Source organism: Paenibacillus tritici, from assembly GCF_018207515.1.
Taxonomy (GTDB): domain Bacteria; phylum Bacillota; class Bacilli; order Paenibacillales; family Paenibacillaceae; genus Paenibacillus_AQ; species Paenibacillus_AQ tritici.
The window spans coordinates 2951066-2970456 of sequence record NZ_CP073365.1; the positions used below are offsets into that span (position 1 = coordinate 2951066).

The following is a 19391-nucleotide window of genomic DNA, read 5'->3' on the forward strand; positions in this document are numbered from 1 at the left end:
AGTTGGAGTTTTTCCACTTGCTTGCCCGTAATCTCCTGAAATTCACAAACTAAGATACGTTTATCCACTTGCTTGTTGCAGCAGTGTAGTCGGCGTTCCCGTCGTCCCCAGCGTCCTCGTCGTCCCCCAACGTCCCCAGCGTCCCCAGCGTCCTCGTCGTCCCCCAACGTCCCCAGCGTCCCCAGCGTCCTCGTCGTCCCCCAACGTCCCCAGCGTCCCCAGCGTCCCCAACATCCCCAACGTCCCCAGCGTTCCCCGTTTGGCCCTCATTCCATTCAGCTCATATATTTCCCGCAGTGACAGCTTCACCATCCTCATTCCCCCAGCCTAGAGGGATTTGCGGAACTCCGCCGGGGTCATCCCGGAGAAGTTACGGAAGAGCTTGATGAAATAGCTGACATTGTCATAGCCTAGCTGCTCCGCGATCTCCACTACAGTGAGGTTCGTCTGATTGAGCAGATCCCTGGCCCGTTCCATCTTCATCTTGGTCACATACTCAATGAAGGTCAGTCCGGTCTCGATGCGGAATAACCGGCTGAAATGGGTGGGATTCAGGCCCAGACGCCGGGCCATCTCATCCATACTGACCTTCTCGTGGGTATGATTCATGACATACCGCTTGGCTTCCGCCACCTCTTTTCGGACATTCTGCTTCCACATGGACCGCAGCATCAGAATTTTATCCTTCAGGAAGTCTTCCAGCCACTCCATCAGCTGATCGAGGGTCTCGAACTCCTGGATGGAGCGCTGATGCCGTTCACTGTTGAAGTTATTGACGAAGTTCTGCATCACCACATATTTCAGTTCCAGCTCCATCACCATTTTGAGCAGCCAGCTTTTTACACTTTCCACCGGGTATTGGTGGTCCCCGATCACCTTCTTGATCTCCGCAACCGTAGCGGTAACCTGTGAACCATCCTCATGCTGGATACAATCCCGTAATTGCTGCAGAATCTCCGAGTAGTGCACGAACAGGTCTTCGCCGGAAGTCTTCACAGGCGCAAGCTTCATAATCGCCCCCTCCGCCGTATAGAAACGCAGCGCCTGGGCATCGAGCAACGCCTGAAGCTGCTTCTTCAGTTCGATCAGGCTGGGCGTCACCTCGCCGTAAAAGAATGAAATCCCCATCCGCAGGTGCAGCTTCGACATCTTCTGCACGTACAGGAATTTGTTCCGGTACTCCTCATAGAGATTGCGGATCAGCATACGCGGAAAAGGGATGAACAAGATGAACTGCCGTTCGCTTAAGGCGAACTGAATGATTCCTTCGATCTCCAGAAATTCCTGCAGCACATTATCCATGACAAACTGCAGGTTCACGATTCCGCCGAACCGCCGTTCCAGCTCATAGGAGCGTTCCGGGACCGCCAGCACCGGCAGGTAAGGAAGCCCTGGCTGGAGCTGAATGCCCATCCCCTCGGCTTGTCCGAACCATTCTGCTTCATCCCAGACCGGCTGCTCGACGAACCGGCGGATGAACCTCGTGCGGATCGCGGAGTGATTCTGGCTGACGAGCTTCTGCATCTGGAGGTAGCTGTTGCGGGATTGCAGCTTCACTTCAAGACGGGAGACCGCCTCGGTCAATACAGCAATCACCTGATCAATCTGCATGCTCTCCTTCAATATATATTCGGCCACATTCAGCTTCACCGCCTTCTGCGCATATTCGAATTCCCCGTGGCAGGACAAGATAATCGTCTGAAGCTGGGGGTTCACCTCGCGTGCCTTCTGGATTAACTCCAGGCCATTCATCGCGGGCATCCCGATATCCGTCAGCAGAATATCGGGCTGATGCAATTGGCAGGCTTCCCAGGCCTGTTTGCCGTCCGAGCACGCAGCGGACAACTCAAGTCCAAGGGTGTCCCAGGGAATAGCGGCGCTTAAATACTCCAGTACCGGATAATGATCATCGGCCAAGACTACTTTATAGTTCATGTCCATCTGCTCCAATCCGCTTGAGCGGCAGCACTAACCTTACGGTTGTACGTTCCCCTTGAAGGCTCTCAATCTCCATCTCGAAGCGCTCCCCGTAGATGAGCTTAAGCCGCTGATAGACGTTGATCAATCCGATGCCGTGAGAGAGCTGGACTTCAGGGGGACCGGCCATGTTCAAGCGATCTAATTCTATATCCTTCTGTGTAATCTGCTTCAATAATAAGGCCAGCGTAGGCTCATCCATTCCGGTGCCGTTATCCTCGACGCTGATGTGAAGCCTGGACTTCAGGTTCTCAATGGAGATCGTAATCCGTCCCCCGCCTTGAATGAACCCGTGCTTATAAGCATTCTCAATAATGGGCTGCAGAATGAACCTTGGCAATGTTTCCAGCAGCAGCTCCTTGTTCACCCGGACTTCAGAGTCTGTGGGATACCTCATGGTGAATCTCATCAGCTCCATATACTGCTTCGCGGAATCCAGCTCATAGGCAACGGAGACGAATTCATCCTGGTTGGACAAGGTGGCCCGGAGCATGGAGGATAAGGAGCCTACGATAAAAGCGTTCTCCTCATCCTGCTTCATAAGCAGCTTCAGCCGGATCGAGCTTAACACGTTGAAGAGGAAGTGCGGATTAATCTGGGCCTGCAGCATGGCAATCTCCGCCTGGCGCTTCAGTTCCTGCTCCGTCTCCACCTGTCTGAGCATCAGCTGTACCCGGTCAAGCATGTTATCGAAGGACAGCCCCAGGCTGCCGATCTCGTCGGCTCCCCGAATGCCCGAGCGCACCGCCAGATCCCCGTCCTCCACTCTGCGGGCCACCTTGCCCAGCACCAGCACGGGCTTGGTGAACCTCCGCAGCAGATAGGTTAAGGCGAACAGGAAGCTGACCGCAAAAACAGCCTGGAACAACAGTCCTGTCCGGTTGATCCCGTTCAATCTTTCCGTGAGCTGCTCATAAGGAGCTACGCTGATTAACCTCCATTTGGCGTACTTGAGCGGCAGGGAGAGGAGGAGCTGATTCTCCTGCTTGAATTCTACGATTTCCGGGAAGACCAGCTCATCTATGGGCAGCAGTGTATTGAAATTGGAGCCGATGAGGGACGGATTCCGGTTGGAGAGAATCGTCTCCTTGTCGCTTAGCAGATAGACATCCTCTTCCAGTGAAGCAAACCGCTCACGGATGGAAGCCTCGCTGCGACTGACAATAAGGTAAGCATAGGGGGAAGACGCTGTTCCTTCTCTTAAGGCACGCGCGGTCATGAAGACGAACGGCTGCCCGGCCGCAAGAGACGTCAGGTAATTGTCCTCCGCGCCCATAAATAAAGTGTCATACGGCGGGAGCTGCTCCAGGGTGGAGAACCAGCGCTGCTTCAGGAATTGCCGCGGATCATAGTCGTAGAAGGAATAATCGGAATAGGCATGTCCTTCCTTATCCACCAGCGTAATCCGCAGATCAAGGGTCTCGCCGGCCACCTGCTCCAGACGGCTTGTCAGGGATCTCGCAGCCACCGGATTGGTCTTGGCATCCTCCAACAGGGTTTTGATCTCCGGGTCGAAATGGACGAAGTTCGAGACCGACACCATCTCTTCGAAGATCACATCAATCTGCGACTGGACAATGGTCAGGGACTGCGTAGCTTTTTCCAGGGAATGCTCCCGGATAATGAGCTTGGAGTAGACAATGGTGATATACAGCATCCCGATAGCCGGTATAACCAGGCAGGCGATAGAGGTAAGGATAAGCTTTTGCCGGAAGGATAACGGACTGAGCCTGTGTTTATCTTTCATTAGAGTTCCCCTCCAGTACTGGACCTTCACAAGCTTATGGTACTTGATTATGCCGTTCAGCTCATCCAACAATTTTTTCATTTTAGAAAAAATAATGCTATACAAACTTTTCATCATAGATAAATTCGTTGCATGTGCATGCAAAACAGCTCTTCTATAATGAAGCTACAAACATAAAACGAGGTGGAAACAGTGGAGGTTATTCCTGAAGAGGGGACAATTAAGCGGTACGGTAAGCCGGGAACAGGCAGAATGCGCAAGCAATCCTTTTACGACAATATTGCGGGGTATCTATTTATTTCACCCATGCTCATTCTTACCACTACGTTAGTGATTATTCCGATTCTCTTATCCGGCGTGATCAGCTTCTCGAACTGGAATTTTGTGTCCGGGCTGGAGGGGTTTCAACTGGTCGGGCTGGACAATTACACACGGCTGATGCAGGATGAATCCTTCCATCGCTCGCTGATCAACAACCTGATCATGATTGCCGTAGTTCCGGTAGCGATGTTCCTGGCTCTGGTGCTGGCAGCGTTAATCAACAAAGCAACGTATTTCAAAACCTTTTTCAAAGTGATCTATTTCATGCCCTTTATCTCAAGCTTCGTGGCCATCGCCTTATTGTGGAGAGTCCTGTATCACCCCAACAATGGTCCGATCAACGGATTCCTCAGATCTATAGGGGTCGAGAATCCGCCCCTGTGGCTGGCTGATCCCAAGTTTGCCCTGATCTCGGTCATGATTATTATGGTGTGGACCTCGCTCGGCTTCAATATGGTGATCTATCTGGCGGGCCTGCAGAATATTTCACGGGACTTGTATGAAGCCGCCGATGTGGACGGTGCATCACCGCTCAGACAATTCTTCAGAATTACCCTGCCTCTGTTATCTCCTACCTCGTTCTTCCTGCTGATTACCGGGATTGTCGGATCATTCAAGGTCTTCGATCTGATAATGGTCCTCACAGGCGGCGGCCCGGCAGGTTCAACCTCAGTCATTGTGTTCTATCTGTATGAGGTTGCGTTCATTAATCTGGAGTCGGGATATGCTTCCGCGATGGGGATTATTCTGCTGATGCTCATCCTGCTGGTGACCTTGATTCAATGGGTCGGACAAAAGAAATGGGTCAATTACTAGGAGGTTTACACATGCGTTCAATCAAGCTTAGCCGCGTTATCGTAACCCTCTTCATGGGGGTTGCCGGGATACTGTTTATTATGCCGTTCCTGTGGATGCTGTCCGCCTCCTTCAAGCCGGAGCTGGATGTTATGAAGTATCCGATTCAGTGGATTCCGGCGAAATGGAATATGGTAGAGAACTATAAGCAGGTATGGGCGGGCGCCGTGCCGTTCACCCTCTATTACTGGAACAGCACCAAGGTCACCCTGATGTCGACAGCGCTGTCCCTGACGATCTCTGCCATGGCAGCCTACGGGTTCTCCAAAATTGTCTTCAAAGGACGGGATTCGCTCTTCATCGTTGTCCTGGCCACCTTCATGATTCCGACCCAGGCCATCCTGGTTCCGCAGTTCATCATGTACCGCTGGCTTGGACTGTTCGACAGTCATATGGGACTGGTGCTGCTTGCGGCGTCAGGCGTGCTGGGAACCTTCCTGCTCCGGCAGTTCTTCCTGGGCATTCATGATGAGATTATTGAATCCGCAAGGATTGATGCGGCGGGCCACTGGACGATATTCAGCCGGATTGCCCTGCCGCTGGTGCAGCCAGCCCTTGCTACCTATATGATTCTCCGCTTTATCTGGACCTGGAATGATTACCAGAATCCGCTGATTTTCCTCCGGTCCGATTCCTTGTTCACCTTGCAGCTGGGCATCCGCAAATTCGCTGATTTCAGCGGCGAGTTCTACTCCTTAATGATGGCAGGTGCCGTATCAGCCATTCTACCTCTCTTGATCATCTTCATCATCGGCCAGAAGCAGGTGATTGAGGGAGTTGCTATGGGAAGCGTCAAAGGCTAGACTAATTACACTACAGGGGGTTATATCATGTTTAGAGCGAAACGGAAATTATTCATCATTGTACCGCTGTTAGCCTTGCTCGTATCCGGGTGCGGAGGGGCCAATTCGAAGGAGGATGCGGCTTCCGCTCCCGCTAAGGATGGGGATAAAGCTGTAACCATCAAGCTGAGCAACTGGTATGCCAAAAAAATGGACAACTGGGATGTCGTCATTGCCGAATTCGAGAAGCAGCATCCGAACATCAAGGTGGAGTTCGCCTCCGCTGAGGATAACAACTCCAATGAATTCTACAAGAAGCTCGATCTGGCCGTTGCCGGCGGCGATGATCTGGATATTATCATGTTCAGCAACATGACGTTTCTCTCCCAACGGGCGGGGCTGGGCATGATCGAGCCGCTGGATGATTATCTGGCTAAGGACGGAATTAAGTTCGCGGATGAATATACGGCGGATACGTCCATTGACGGCAAGGTCTACGGGCTGCCCGGCAAGTCCTCCCAGGGTCTCGTTATTATCAATGAGAACCATCTGAAGGAAGCCGGACTTGAGCTGCCCAAGGACTGGACCTGGGATCAGTATATGGAATACGCGAAGGCTATGACGAAAAAAGAAGGCGATAAAACCCGCTATGGTACCTATTTCCACAGCTGGATTCAATACGGATACCTGGTGCAGAATTTCGGCCAGCCGGTCAACGCGAACCTGACCACCGATGACGGTAAGAAGGCTAATATTGATAATCCATTCATGCGTAAGTCGCTGGAGCTGCGTCTTCAGGGCGAAGCAGAAGGCTCTGCCACACCGTATTCCGAGGTGGTCAGCCAGAAGCTGAATTACAGACCGCAATATTTCAACCAGGATACAAGCATGATTCTCACAGGCTCCTTCCTGATCCCGGAAACCGGGGGAACCGAGACCATTCCGGCCAGCTTCAAGACGGTGTTCGCTCCGACTCCCAAGCTGAAGGCGGAAGATCCGATTGCTGCGAATGTCAGCGGGGATGTACTGAGCATATACAGCAAATCCAAGCACAAAGACGAGGCGTACACCTTCATCCGCTGGTTCTCCACCGAAGGCATTGTGCTGCAAGGGAAGAATATCCCGTCCTGGAAAAAAGCCGATCTGAACGATGTGGTAGACCGCATCATCGCCGGCAGCAAGAATCCGGAGATGATAGATAAAGCGTCTCTGCTCTATGTACTGGAGAATACCAAATCCACTACTGCAGCTACGGCAGTCCCGTATCACGCTGAGCTGGAGAAGGTGCTCCTGGAGGAATTCGATAAAATGATGCTGTCGGGTCAAAGTATTGAGGATACCATTCAGCATGCACAAACCAAGATCCAGAAGATCATTGATTCCAAATCCTGAATCCTGAATACAAGAGAATAGAGAGCAGATAGGAGTGTGTTGTTCATGCTGTATCCAATAATGACGGAAACCCGCGGCCTGTATGATCTGGGCGGGGTATGGAATTTCAAGCTGGATCACGGCCCCGGATGGGACGAGAAATGGTATGCGTCCAGGCTGACAGATACGCTCCCGATGGCGGTACCCTCTGCCTATAATGATCTGGGTGTAAACCCGGAGATCCGGGGTCATGTCGGCTGGGTATGGTATGAGCGGGAGCTGTCCCTTCCGCGTAACGTCATGAATGAGCGTCTTGTCCTGAGGTTCGGGTCGGCGACACATAAGGCTAAGGTGTTCATCAATGGAGTGCTTGTGATGGAGCATTCCGGCGGATTCCTGCCTTTTGAAGCGGTGGTGAATGACTATATTCAAGCTGGCACGAACCGGTTGACGGTTGCCGTGAATAATGTGGTGGATTACACGACACTGCCTGTGGGGCTGTACAGTGAGACTGAGGGCCCGGACGGGAAGACCAGGGTGAAGAATCAGCCGAACTTCGATTTCTTCAATTTTGCAGGACTCCAGCGGCCGGTCAAAATCTACTCCACCCCGCACACCTTCGTTCAGGACGTTACTGTAGTAACCGATTATCAGGGTGAGCAGGGGATCGTCCGCTATAGTGTGGATGTTAGCGGAGAAGCGGATGTCCGGGTTACGGTGCTGGATGAAGAGGGGAATGCGGTCTGTTCAGGTACAGGGCGGTCCGGTGTGCTGGATATTCCTTCTGTCAGGCTATGGCAGCCGTTGAATGCCTATCTGTATACCCTGAAGATTGAGCTTCTGGAAGTGGAGCAGGTGGTTGATGTCTACGAGCTGCCGTTCGGTGTGCGGACGGTTGAAGTCAGAGCCGGACAGTTCCTGATCAACAACCAGCCGTTCTACTTCAAGGGCTATGGCAGACATGAGGATACCCCGTTTCATGGCCGGGGTCTGGATGAAGCGGCGAATATTCTGGATTTCAATCTGATGAAATGGTCGGGGGCGAACTCCTTCCGTACCGCGCATTATCCCTATGCCGAAGAAGTGATGCGGCTTGCCGACCGTGAAGGCTTCGTCGTCATTGACGAGACTCCGGCGGTAGGGCTGGATCTTAATTTCCTGGTCATGTTCTCAGGGGGAACGAAGAAGGAGACCTGGCAAGAGGTGCAGACCTTCGGGCATCACCAGCAGGTAATCCGGGAGCTGATTCAGCGGGATAAGAACCATGCCTGTGTAGTGATGTGGAATGTGGCTAATGAACCGGCTTCCTATGAGGAGGGCGCTTACGAATACTTCAAGCCGCTGATTGAACAGATGCGGGATGAAGATCCGCAGCATCGTCCGGTTACGCTGGTGACGCATATTGAAGCCTCCCCAGCGAATGATAGAATCTCCGAGCTGATTGATGTGCTGGCCTTCAACCGTTATTACGGCTGGTATGTGGACGGGGGCGACCTGGAATCGGCCAAGGACAAGCTGCGGCTGGAGCTGGAAGCCTGGACCCGGCGCTGCCCGGGCAAGCCGATGATGATGACCGAATACGGAACAGATACCGTAGCCGGGCTGCATGATGTGGAGCCGATAATGTTCACGGAGGAATATCAGGTGGCGTTCTACCGGGCCAACCATGAGGTGTTCGACGAGTTCACCGAATTCGTGGGCGAGCAGGTATGGAATTTCGCCGACTTCGCTACGAGCCAGGGAATCATCCGGGTCCAGGGCAACAAGAAGGGCATCTTCACCCGGGAACGCAAGCCCAAAGCCGCAGCCCACGAGCTGCGCCGGAGATGGACCGCGATACCGGATTTTGGTTATAAGAAGTGAAATGAGCTTATGGTGTAAGCGTAAGCTTGCAAGTCTGCTAGCTTCCCAACCTTCAAGCCTCCCATAACGGGAGGCCTTTTTTGATACGCGTGCCCAGAGGCACGCATTATCTAGTTGGTGAAAGTCCAACCAAAGGAGGGACCAAGCTACCTTTGTAGCTAGGATGCTTGCACATGGCGAAATCTGTGTGTAAAAGCGCATCGACAAAAGTACTGGTCAGAGACCGGGCGAGCAACAATTCAGGCCGCAACATCAAGTGAATCCTGCCGCGTCGTCAAAAAGGCCCTGCAAAGGGGAACAGAGGGAGCCGAGTCCCGCTATTATGGACGAAGGCCAAGGAAGCTGTGCAGAACTTGGAACAACAGTGAAGAACCCTCCGGCGTATAGGGAACGGCATGGATTGAAAGATAATGCAGTGAACTGGGGAGACCCTCCCCCACACGGAATTTTTTTTTAGGAACCCGTAAAGAGGCGCTCTATAAGTCCAGAAGACGAAGTGAACCGTCTGTGGGAAGGGAGTCCGAGGGGCTCGTAGTACCGAAGAACCTAAGGACAACATAACCTTAGGGAGGGAAGGAGCCCTGCTTTGTTTACGCTTTTGGAGGAGGTACGAGTGAGTGAATGCCAAACGGCTAACGACACCCAAGGAAAAAGTTCAAGAACTCCAAGAAAAGCTAGGTCATGCGGCCAAGGAGAACAACAAGCGTAAATTCCATGCCTTGTACGACAAAGTCTACCGGTGGGATGTGCTATGCGAAGCCTGGAAACGGGTGAAAGCGAATAAGGGAGCTGCGGGAGTGGATGCCGTAACGCTCGCTGAAATCGAGAAACAAGGAGTGACGAGATTTCTCAAAAGCTGTGAGCAAGAATTGAAAGAAGGCAGCTACCATCCGCAGCCGGTTCGGCGGCACTATATCCCGAAGAAAGATGGGAAGCCAAGACCGCTAGGCATCCCTACCGTACGGGACCGTGTCTTACAAATGGCAACCAAACTGGTGATTGAACCCATCTTTGAAGCCGATTTTAAAGAAGTCTCCTTCGGATTTCGTCCAAAACGAAGTGCCAAAGGAGCGCTGGAGCGAATCCGGAAAGCCTGCAACCGCAAAGGAAATTGGGTAGTCGACGTCGATATCCAAGGTTACTTCGACCATATCAATCAAGAGAAACTCATGAAATTGGTACAGATGCGTATCAATGACAGACGGATTCTGAAGCTCATACGGAAGTGGCTTCATGCGGGAATAATGGAAGAAGGAAAGGTACGGCGCTCCGATCTAGGGACACCCCAAGGTGGTGTCATCTCGCCACTGCTGGCGAATATCTATTTGAACTACTTTGACCGGTTATGGGAAAAACACGGAAGTGGACTGGGAGAACTGACGAGGTATGCAGACGACTTCGTCGTGGTCTGTAAAACCAAAAAGGATGCAGAACATGCGTATGAACTCATCCGCACCATTATGGAACGTCTAGAACTCACGCTGCATCCGACCAAAACCCGCATTGTAGGTCTGTGGACAGGAGACGAAGGCTTCGACTTCTTAGGAATGCACCACCGAAAAACGAAAGCAGAAACTTCTCAAGGGAAGGTGTACTATACCACCCAGCAGTGGCTAACGAAGAAGGCAGAGGAACGTATCCGAGGCGTGGTCAAAGACCGATTAGCACCGCCCGGCATGCGCTGGAAATCGTTCGTGGAACACGTGGAATGGCTCAATCCAAAGATACAGGGATGGAGAAATTATTACTACACGAACTACAGCCAAAAGAGATTAGCCAAGCTGGATTGGTATATCCTGCAGCGATTTACGCGGTGGTATGCGAAGAAGAGACAACGGAGGAGATGGATGAGTTCATTCCCGGAGGTCAAGTATATGGTCAATAAGTGTGGACTAAAAACGCTATTGTAATCTGCATGCCCATGAATGACAAACATCGGAAAGCCGTATGAGGGAAAACCTCACGTACGGTTTGATGAGGAGGGGCTGGGTTGTACCAGCCCTTTACTCTAGAACAACCCCCGGCTCGGCTGGGGGGCCTTATGCAATCGGTAGCGGGAGAGGAGGGGGACGTAGTTGGAAAAAAGGCACTTAATTTTGCCGTAATCGAGCGTTGGGGGCAAGCAGTTGGAAAAAGTACACTTAATTCCTGGAATCTGATGGATTTAGCAGAAGTCGGGCTGAGTAAGCTACGTTTTTCCAACTAATTAGTTTACGTACCGCTTTACCGCCAAATTAGATGTACAATTTCCACTTGCTTAAGTCCGCGCCGCTATAAATCCGCAGATGTAAGCCTGCTGCCAGGAGTCAGACGCTGTAAGTCCGCCGCCATGAGTTAAACGCTGTAAGCCCGCCGCGCCCTCAACTGTATGCAACACTCCTCGCAATCTGTAAATTCCCAGCCCTAATCATCCAGTCCCGCCTTCCGCATACACCGCGCCTTCCCGCTCCACTTCCCGCGAGACATTCTACAGTCTGCTTATTCCTGCCTGGCGTACCTTCCAGGGGATACTCCGGCGATCTTGGTGAAGCTGCGGATGAAGTTGGCGTAATCGCTGAAGCCGGATTGATAGCAGGCCTCGGTAAGGCTAAGCCCTTCGCGGAGGTAAGCCTTGGCTAACGAAATCCGGCGGTCCAATATATACGAACGGAGAGTTAAGCCCGTGTGTTGTTTGAATTGGCGGCTGATGTATGTGCTGTTCAAATGAAAGAGGCCGGCAAGCTGCTCCAGCGTGATGGTCTGCTCCAGATGGGCGTCAATGTACTCCATAGTCTTGCGGACCAGCTCCGGCATGATATCGGCAGGAACGATGTCTGTCTTATGAAACGCCGTGTTGGTCAGCACCAATAATTGTGCGAGCGTACTGTTGGCGATAATATCTGCTCCATAGTCCTCTGACGAGAGCGTCTTCTCCAGATCGCCGGTCAGGCGGAGAAACTGCTGCAGCCGGGCTTCCTCCAGATGGACGATGTTGCCCTTACCCTTGGGCCGATAGTCGAAGCACCAAGATAGAGGGGTTGCCGGTGTAGACAGGCGGTGCAAATATGACTTCTGGAGGTTAAGGGTAATACGTTCATATTCTGATTCATCCTGGCTGAAGGAACGGTGCATCTCTTCGGGATTGATCACAAGCAGATCGCCGCGTTCCAGATGATAACAGCTATTCTCGATATAGAAGTTGACATTGCCGCGCAGGAACAAGTACAGCTCGTAGGCTTCATGCCGGTGATAGAAGGTCCCCATATTATAGGTAGTCGTTCTGTGCAGGTAGAGATAATCTTGATGGATGGGATCATACCGCAGCTCAAAAGGGTCGTTCATCGGTAACCTCCAGGTCATTTGGCGCAATACATCGCACGGAATTCGCAAGGATTCTTCTCTGAAACTACTATAAAATGTCCTTATCCTAGCATGTCATTATATGATTTGCAAGCGTTGTATTGTACACCACAGAATGGAGGACCGGATGATGGAACTGATTGTAACGGCAAGAAGCAAGCACCAGGCAGATACCGGATATACCGGGTTGGACAGACATGGATTACAAGCATCCATCGGGATCACAGGCGGAGCAGGCAGTGCCATGCAGCCGTATCAGGCATGTGTAACGATTACGAATCTAAACCGTACGCCGTGGTCGGGAGTTATTCATGTGGAGCTGCCGTTTGCCAAGACTGCCCCGCGTTTTTTTCTGCCCGCTTTTATGTATGGACGCAACCGGGGGGAGGCTCCGCAGAATGTTCCGAACGAATTCCCGAGACTAAGAGAAGGCAATCCCGCGCGTCCTTCTTCTCCCTGGTGGATGGTCCGAAGCGACCGGCTATCGCATCCGGCGGCGCTTGTCTATGACAACGGCAAGGTATGGGGGCTGTGTGCCAGTCCTTATTTTGTAAGCCAAGCTGGAGTGAAGTCCCAATGGAAGCCCGGGGTCGAGGGAGAGTTCTGCCAGTATGGCGGCTTCACCTGCTCGCTTGCCAAGGGAACGGTCGGATATACGCTGGGGTATGAGAATGCTCCGCTTCTGTTCATCAAATCGCGCCTTGTCAAGGAGCGGGCTCCTCTGGAGGAGAACTGCTTTGAGCTGGCGGGCTCAGAGTCTGTAGCATTCACGCTGGATTTGTACGAGTACACGGCTGAATCTGAGCTGGGCATCAATCCTGCGCTGGAAGACATCTATTCCCGCTATCATCAGCCTCCAAGACCCGGCAGTGAGATCCGGCGTGCTGCGGCTGACCTGTCAGAGGCGATCTACCAATATGCGTGGCTGCCTGAAGACCGGAGCTACACAACCTTTGTGTATGAGGACAAGGAGACTGGCGGGTACCGTTATAATAAAATCATCTCCATCAGCTGGACAGACGGTCTGACTGTAGCCACCCCCATGCTGATGGCTGCGCTGCGGCTGGGAGATGAGCCGATGCGCGGGCAGGCGCTCTCCTGCATTGAGAATATCATCGGGAACTGCATGAACCCGGCTTCCGGTCTTCCTTATGAGGCCTATCAGGACGGGAAATGGAGTATTCACGGCTGGTGGTTCGATGGAATGCGCACTCCGGGACATTCCGCTTATCTATGCGGACAGGCCTTATTTTATATTATGAAGGCTTATGAATATGAGAAACGGCTCAAGCATGTTATCCACGAGGAGTGGGTGGACTTCGTGCGGAGGATTCTTCCTGTACTGGAACGAAGCCGGAATGCGGACGATGAATACCCTACGATTCTCTCTGAGAGAACCGGTGCGGGGCTTGAATATGATTCCTTCAGCGGAACCTGGATCCTGGCTGCAATCGCCTACTATAGCTGGCTAACCGGAAACCGGTCGCATCTGGACAGCCTGAAGCGCAGCGAGCGGCATTATTATGAGACCTATGTGAAGCGGATGGAATGTTATGGAGCGCCGCTTGATGCGGATAAGGCGGTAGACTCTGAAGGGATTCTGGCATACATCCGAGCGGTCAGATATCTGCACGCCCTTACAGGGGATGAGCTGTATCTGGATCATATGAGAGATGCGCTAGCTTACGAGTTCACCTTCAAATTTGCTTACAATTCACCCGTTAAGGTGCCGCCACTGAGCGTGGTCGGCTGGTCCAGCTGCGGGGGAAGTGTGACCTCAGTCGCCAATCCGCATATTCATCCGATGTCGGGCAGTGTAGTGGATGAGCTGTATTACTACGTGCAGCAGCGCGATGATCCCTACGTCCGGCAGCGGATGCTGGATACGATCGGCTGGGGCTGCCAGACCTACAACCGGTATGACCGGGAATTTGGCCACGGCCTGACAGGCTGGATGTCCGAACGGTTCTGCCATTCGGAAGGTCTGGTAACGGAGACTTACAGCGATGGTTCACCGGCCAGCACCTGGTTCTGTCTGATGCCTTGGGCCAGCGCCAGTATTATTGAAGGCCTGGTGGGTGATTACTGGGAGGCAGAGGCTAAGAATAGTCGCTAGCGCCCCATCTGATAACCTTGATCCACTGCGGCCCATTCTTTCACTTTGTGGTGCACATGCGGAGAAAAATTGTCCTGAAGCAACTTTGCGCAGGAAACGGCACCTGCTTTTTTAAATAGTCGATCTCCGCTCGCAAGCCAGCCGTTTCTTCTTCCATACTGGAAAACTTCGTTTCAGGTATTATTTTGAATATCCAAGCGTTTCGCGACTTCACGTATGCTCATATGTCTTCGTGACCAGCCGGGCCGCCTTCAATCTTAATCCTGAGAGTACCGCTATCGCGAGAGTCAACCCCCTTTTTTGTGAATCTAAAAAAAAGGGGGTTGACTTTCTCTTTGGTTCAGGGGGGGCCTTGACAGGCGTATGTTAAGATCAAAAAGTTGAAAGTTCTCCTACGGATTTTGAACGAGAATTAAATAACTTTTCAAAGGAGGTATTTTGTTCTACTTAATTTCTAACATGAATCAAAAATTAGAAAGACACTGAGGAGTGAGGGGTTTGCAATCAGGTACTATTTCTGAAAATCAAAAAGTTTCAAATGTTAAGGTTTTCCCAATTATGTTTGCATTGATGCTTGCAGGTATGATAGGTACTTTTAATGAAACGGCAATTAATATTGCTGTAAGTGATATAATTAATCAGTTTGCGATTACGGAAGCTACAGTTCAATGGTTAACAAGTGGTTATTTACTTACCCTGGGAGTTTTAGTTCCTCTTTCAGGACTATTGATACAATGGTTTTCAACACGTCAGCTTTTCCTGACATCAGTCAGTATGTCTATAATAGGATCTGCAATTGGTGCTATGGCGGGAAGTTTCGATATCTTGCTATTAGGAAGGATACTTCAAGCAGCTGGAGCAGGGTTATTATTCCCATTGATGCTTAATACGGCTCTTATTATATTCCCAGCCGAGAAACGCGGAAAAGCGATGGGACTAGTCAGTCTTGTGTTCACAGCAGGACCTGCTTTAGGCCCAGCCATCTCAGGTCTTTTAATTGATTATCTAAGCTGGCATTGGATATTCTGGGTATCGCTGATGACTCTGGTGCTTGCTTTGTTGGCAGGCGTAGCGTTTATGAAAAATGTAGCACCTATAACCAAACCACGTATCGATATATACTCTCTAGTCTTGTCGACAATTGGTTTTGGTGGACTTGTTTATGGTATTAGTAGTGCAGGAGAGGGAGATCATGGTTGGAGTAACCCTGTTGTTATTGTGCCCCTGGTTGCCGGGGTTATCGCATTAATCTTATTTGTCATTCGTCAACTGAACATGAAAGAACCTCTTATGAACTTAAGAACTCTAAAGAACCCTATGTTTGCTATGGGTACTTTGCTGGTATTCATATGTATGATGGTTTATCTATCCGCCATGTTCATTCTTCCCATGTTTATGATTCGTGTTCTTGAATTTAGCGCACTGACGACTGGATTTATTCTTCTGCCAGGCAGTGTGATTTCAGCTGTATTTTCTCCTGTTATAGGGGCACTATTTGACAAATTCGGACCTAAGTTTTTGGTCGTACCTGGACTTATCATAGTTTCAGCCACTCTATGGTTCTGTTCTAATATTACAGTTGCTTCGTCCATTGCTTTGATTGTGGTCTTGCACACCTGTCTGATTGTCGGAATTCTTTTGGTATGGATGCCTGCTCAGACAAATGGTCTGAATCAGCTACCTCCTGATATGTACCCCGATGGTGCGGCTATATTGAATACACTTCAACAAATCGCAGGAGCTATAGGTATTGCAATGGCAGTAAGTATCATGACAACCGGAACCGCAGACTTTATTAAGAGTGTGGCTGATCCTACAGAGCCGGCAAATGCAACATTGGCCTTAATGGCTGGTATGCAGAACGCATTATTCTTCACGATGTTTGTAGCCCTTGCCGGACTTGTTCTAGGTGTATTTGTAAGACGAGTGAAAGTCCAAAAGTGGTCTGGAGACTCGGAATGATCATAATCTAGTGCCCCATCAGACAACCTTGATCTTATTTTGCTCGCGTAGAATTATAGCCTTCGTATCCCTAATATGTTCGACTGAGATATGATAAATCCGGCTGAGTTAAGTCACGAACAAAAATAGTCATTCCGCTCAGGGCTGTTCACTGGCTTTGTATTTGCCGGGGGGCATGCCCACTATTTTTTTGAAGCTTCTGATGAAGTTGGCATAGTCGCTGAAGCCTGACAGCTCGCAGGCTTCGGCGACGCTTTTCCCGGCGGTAAGATGGCTCATGGACAGGGAGATGCGCTTGCCCACAATGTAGGAGCGGATGGTAAGTCCAGTGTGCTCCCTGAATAGCTGGCTTATATATTTGCCGCTGTAATGAAACTCCTGCTCTAGCTGTGCGGACGAGATAGACTCTAGCAGATGCTCCTCAATGTACGTCATGGTCTGCCTGACCAGCTCCGGCATGAGGTTGTCCGAGGGGGACGTAGAAGACTGATAGAGGGTGTTAATGAACACAAGCAGCCGGGTGGCGTAAGCCTCTGCCAGCAGATCCTGTCCATAAGCCTCAGAGTGGAGGGAAGCGATCAATTGGTCGGCCAGTCTGGAGTAGAAGGCACATTGGTCCCGGGAGAGCCGGGTCAGATTGTCCTGCCCGAAGGGATGCCCGTCGAAGCAGGATAGCAGATTAGAACGCGGGCTGGAGAGCCTTTGCAAGGTAGACCGCTTGATGTTCAGCCCGATCCGTTCGTACATTTGATTGTCGGTACAGACACACCGGTGCATTTCGCTGGGGCTGATGATGAACATGTCGCCGGGGGCCAGCTTGTAGCACGACTGCTCCAGATACATGTAGGCATTGCCTCTCAGGAACAGGTAGATTTCGTAGGCATCGTGGTGGTGATACGGCATGGCCGGGTTAAGAAGCTCGGTTGTGGTGGTTCTGTGGAAGCAGATCATTTCTTCCGGGATAGGGGTGAAAATATAGTTAGTGTTCTCATCCATAACAATCATTCCTTTTATTACACAATTTGGGATTATCGGTATCCGCGCAATATATGTTCGTGGATCTGCAAGGATTAACCAGTAAATATTTATTATAATACAGGAAAAGGAAGCGCTTGCAAGTGCTTCAAGAAGCATGGACAAGCAGGGTGCAAGATACCGCTGCCGCTTCAACCAGACAGGAGGTGACCGGAGCAGGGTTTCGCAGAACTGATCCGAGCAGAAATTATACGATGAGGAGATGAGTCCATGATATCCAAGTTTAAAAAATCACTATGTACTGTATTGGCATCTGTAACCCTACTATCGGCAATGTTGGTACCCGCACCGCCCAAAGTTGCAGCTGCCAGCGATGTGACTGTTAATCTGTCCGCCCAGAAGCAGGTCATTCGCGGGTTCGGAGGTATCAACCACCCGGTCTGGATCGGCGATCTGACGGCCGCGCAGCGGGAGACCGCCTTCGGCAACGGAGCGAACCAGCTGGGCTTATCCATTCTGAGAATCTCTGTGGACGATAACAAGAATAACTGGTCTAAGGAGCTGGACACGGCCAAGGCGGCCGTTGCCAAGGGAGCCATCGTCTTCGCTTCACCCTGGAATCCTCCTGCAAGTATGACAGAGACCTTCAACCACAACGGGAATACCTCAGCCAAGCGGCTCAGATATGACAAGTACGGCGCGTACGCCCAGCATCTGAATGATTTCGTGACATACATGAAGAATAATGGGGTTAACCTGTATGCGATCTCGATACAGAATGAACCGGACTATGCCGAGACCTGGACCTGGTGGACACCTGCCGAAGTCCTGAACTTTATGAAGAATTATGCCGGTTCCATCAATTGCCGGGTCATTGCTCCCGAGTCTTTTCAATATCTGAAAAATATGTCCGACCCGATTCTGAATGATTCCCAGGCGCTGGCCAATATGGACATTCTGGGGGCACATTTGTATGGAACCCAGGTGAACAACTTTGCCTATCCGCTCTTCAAGCAGAAGGGCGCAGGCAAAGAGCTGTGGATGACCGAGGTCTATTACCCGAACAGCAATAACAACTCGGCCAATCTGTGGCCGGAAGCGCTGGAAGTAGCGTACCATATGCACAATGCGCTGGTGGAAGGGGATTTCCAGGCTTATGTATGGTGGTATATCCGCCGTCAATACAGCCCGATGAATGAAGACGGCAGTATCAGCAAGCGCGGGGACAGCATGGCCCAGTTCTCCAAGTTCGTCCGCCCGGGTTATGTAAGAGTGGACGCAACGAAGAACCCGAATACCAATGTCTATGTCTCGGCTTACAAGGGCAGTAACAAGGCAGTGATTGTTGCTATTAATAAAAGCAATTCGGCGGTCAGCCAGAAGTTTGTCCTGCAGAATGGCGCAGCCTCCAGCTTTGCTTCGTGGATTACCGACGCCAACCGGAAGGTAGCCGCCGGCTCTAACATTAATGTGTCGAACGGTGCTTTCACCGCCCAACTGCCTGCGCTTAGTGTAACTACCTTCGTAGCTACACTCGGAAGCAGCAAGGCTACGGTAACGGATACTACTTATGAGGCCGACGCCGAAGTTGAAGCTGAAGCCGACACCACCCTGATCGTTGCAGAATAGAAGCCATTCACTCCAGTTTCCGTAAGTAATCTTATCCTGGCCTGTAAACAGCAGCTTGTATAGTGCGTTTACGGGCCGGGATTTTTTAGCGAATAAGGAGGGTTATCATGTTCAAAGTGTTGGAGGGCCTTGCAGCCGTCTGCACCTCGGTACAGCCCGGAGGCTGTGAGTGAGCGGAATTAGTTGGATTTTCTACACTTGCTGATGGGCGATGACCGCCTATGGTAACAGCAGTTGTATAAACAGCACTTAAATCTCCTGATTTTATCCCAAGTAGCGAAATTGGCTCATAATAGATGCTGTTTATCCACTTGCTTCCGTACTTCTCTTCGTAATGGACAAATTAAGATACGTTTATCCATCTGCTTGTTCCAGTAACGGGTATCCACTCATGATCCCCTTCAGCCAGCCCCCGGCATTCCCTCAGAACACAACGTTAAGCAGCGGCTTGCCT

At 51.1% G+C, this 19391-nt stretch carries 12 protein-coding genes; 8 read left to right on the forward strand and 4 right to left on the reverse strand.

Translation table 11 applies throughout. The features are described 5' to 3' along the window. Positions 1-327: 327 nt before the first annotated feature. Complete coding sequence (locus tag KDC22_RS12255) at positions 328-1935, reverse strand: response regulator transcription factor (RefSeq protein WP_211723218.1); 1608 nt, start codon at positions 1933-1935, stop codon at positions 328-330. Then, positions 1925-3724: a sensor histidine kinase gene (locus tag KDC22_RS12260; protein ID WP_211723219.1), complete on the reverse strand. Its 1800-nt coding sequence runs from the start codon at positions 3722-3724 to the stop codon at positions 1925-1927. The genes KDC22_RS12255 and KDC22_RS12260 overlap by 11 nt, the downstream gene beginning before the upstream one ends. 192 nt (positions 3725-3916) lie before the next feature. Between KDC22_RS12260 and KDC22_RS12265 the strand changes: the two genes are divergently transcribed. From KDC22_RS12265 to ltrA, 5 genes are all read left to right on the forward strand, one after another. Beyond that, positions 3917-4861: a carbohydrate ABC transporter permease gene (locus tag KDC22_RS12265; protein WP_246553518.1), complete on the forward strand. Its 945-nt coding sequence runs from the start codon at positions 3917-3919 to the stop codon at positions 4859-4861. Positions 4862-4872: 11 nt separating this feature from the next. Then, complete coding sequence (locus KDC22_RS12270; protein WP_211723220.1) at positions 4873-5703, forward strand: carbohydrate ABC transporter permease; 831 nt, start codon at positions 4873-4875, stop codon at positions 5701-5703. Between the two features lie 27 nt (positions 5704-5730). After that, positions 5731-7074, forward strand: a complete 1344-nt coding sequence (locus tag KDC22_RS12275; protein ID WP_173137487.1) for an ABC transporter substrate-binding protein — start codon at positions 5731-5733, stop codon at positions 7072-7074. Positions 7075-7119: 45 nt separating this feature from the next. Beyond that, complete coding sequence (gene uidA, locus KDC22_RS12280; RefSeq protein ID WP_211723221.1) at positions 7120-8916, forward strand: beta-glucuronidase; 1797 nt, start codon at positions 7120-7122, stop codon at positions 8914-8916. Between the two features lie 617 nt (positions 8917-9533). After that, on the forward strand, positions 9534-10826 hold the full coding sequence (gene ltrA, locus KDC22_RS12285; RefSeq protein ID WP_211720874.1) for a group II intron reverse transcriptase/maturase: 1293 nt from the start codon (positions 9534-9536) through the stop codon (positions 10824-10826). A 568-nt stretch (positions 10827-11394) separates the two neighbouring features. On the opposite strand, the gene KDC22_RS12290 is transcribed toward ltrA, so the two are convergent. After that, the gene (locus KDC22_RS12290; protein WP_211723222.1) at positions 11395-12237 is read right to left on the reverse strand and encodes an AraC family transcriptional regulator; all 843 of its coding nucleotides are present in this window, start codon (positions 12235-12237) and stop codon (positions 11395-11397) included. 145 nt (positions 12238-12382) lie between these two features. On the opposite strand from KDC22_RS12290, the gene KDC22_RS12295 reads away from it, so the two are divergent. Both KDC22_RS12295 and KDC22_RS12300 read left to right on the forward strand, forming a co-directional pair. After that, a complete protein-coding gene (locus KDC22_RS12295; protein WP_246553520.1) occupies positions 12383-14371 on the forward strand; it encodes a hypothetical protein in 1989 nt (662 codons plus the stop codon). 558 nt (positions 14372-14929) lie between these two features. Beyond that, positions 14930-16333 carry a DHA2 family efflux MFS transporter permease subunit gene (locus KDC22_RS12300; protein WP_211724015.1) on the forward strand — a complete coding sequence of 468 codons (1404 nt, stop codon included), beginning with the start codon at positions 14930-14932 and terminating at the stop codon, positions 16331-16333. A 138-nt stretch (positions 16334-16471) separates the two neighbouring features. On the opposite strand, the gene KDC22_RS12305 is transcribed toward KDC22_RS12300, so the two are convergent. Further along, positions 16472-17329: an AraC family transcriptional regulator gene (locus KDC22_RS12305; protein ID WP_211723223.1), complete on the reverse strand. Its 858-nt coding sequence runs from the start codon at positions 17327-17329 to the stop codon at positions 16472-16474. Between the two features lie 249 nt (positions 17330-17578). Between KDC22_RS12305 and xynC the strand changes: the two genes are divergently transcribed. Beyond that, positions 17579-18937, forward strand: coding sequence for a glucuronoarabinoxylan endo-1,4-beta-xylanase XynC (gene xynC, locus KDC22_RS12310; protein ID WP_211723224.1), 1359 nt, complete (start codon positions 17579-17581; stop codon positions 18935-18937). The last annotated feature ends 454 nt before the right edge of the window (positions 18938-19391 follow it).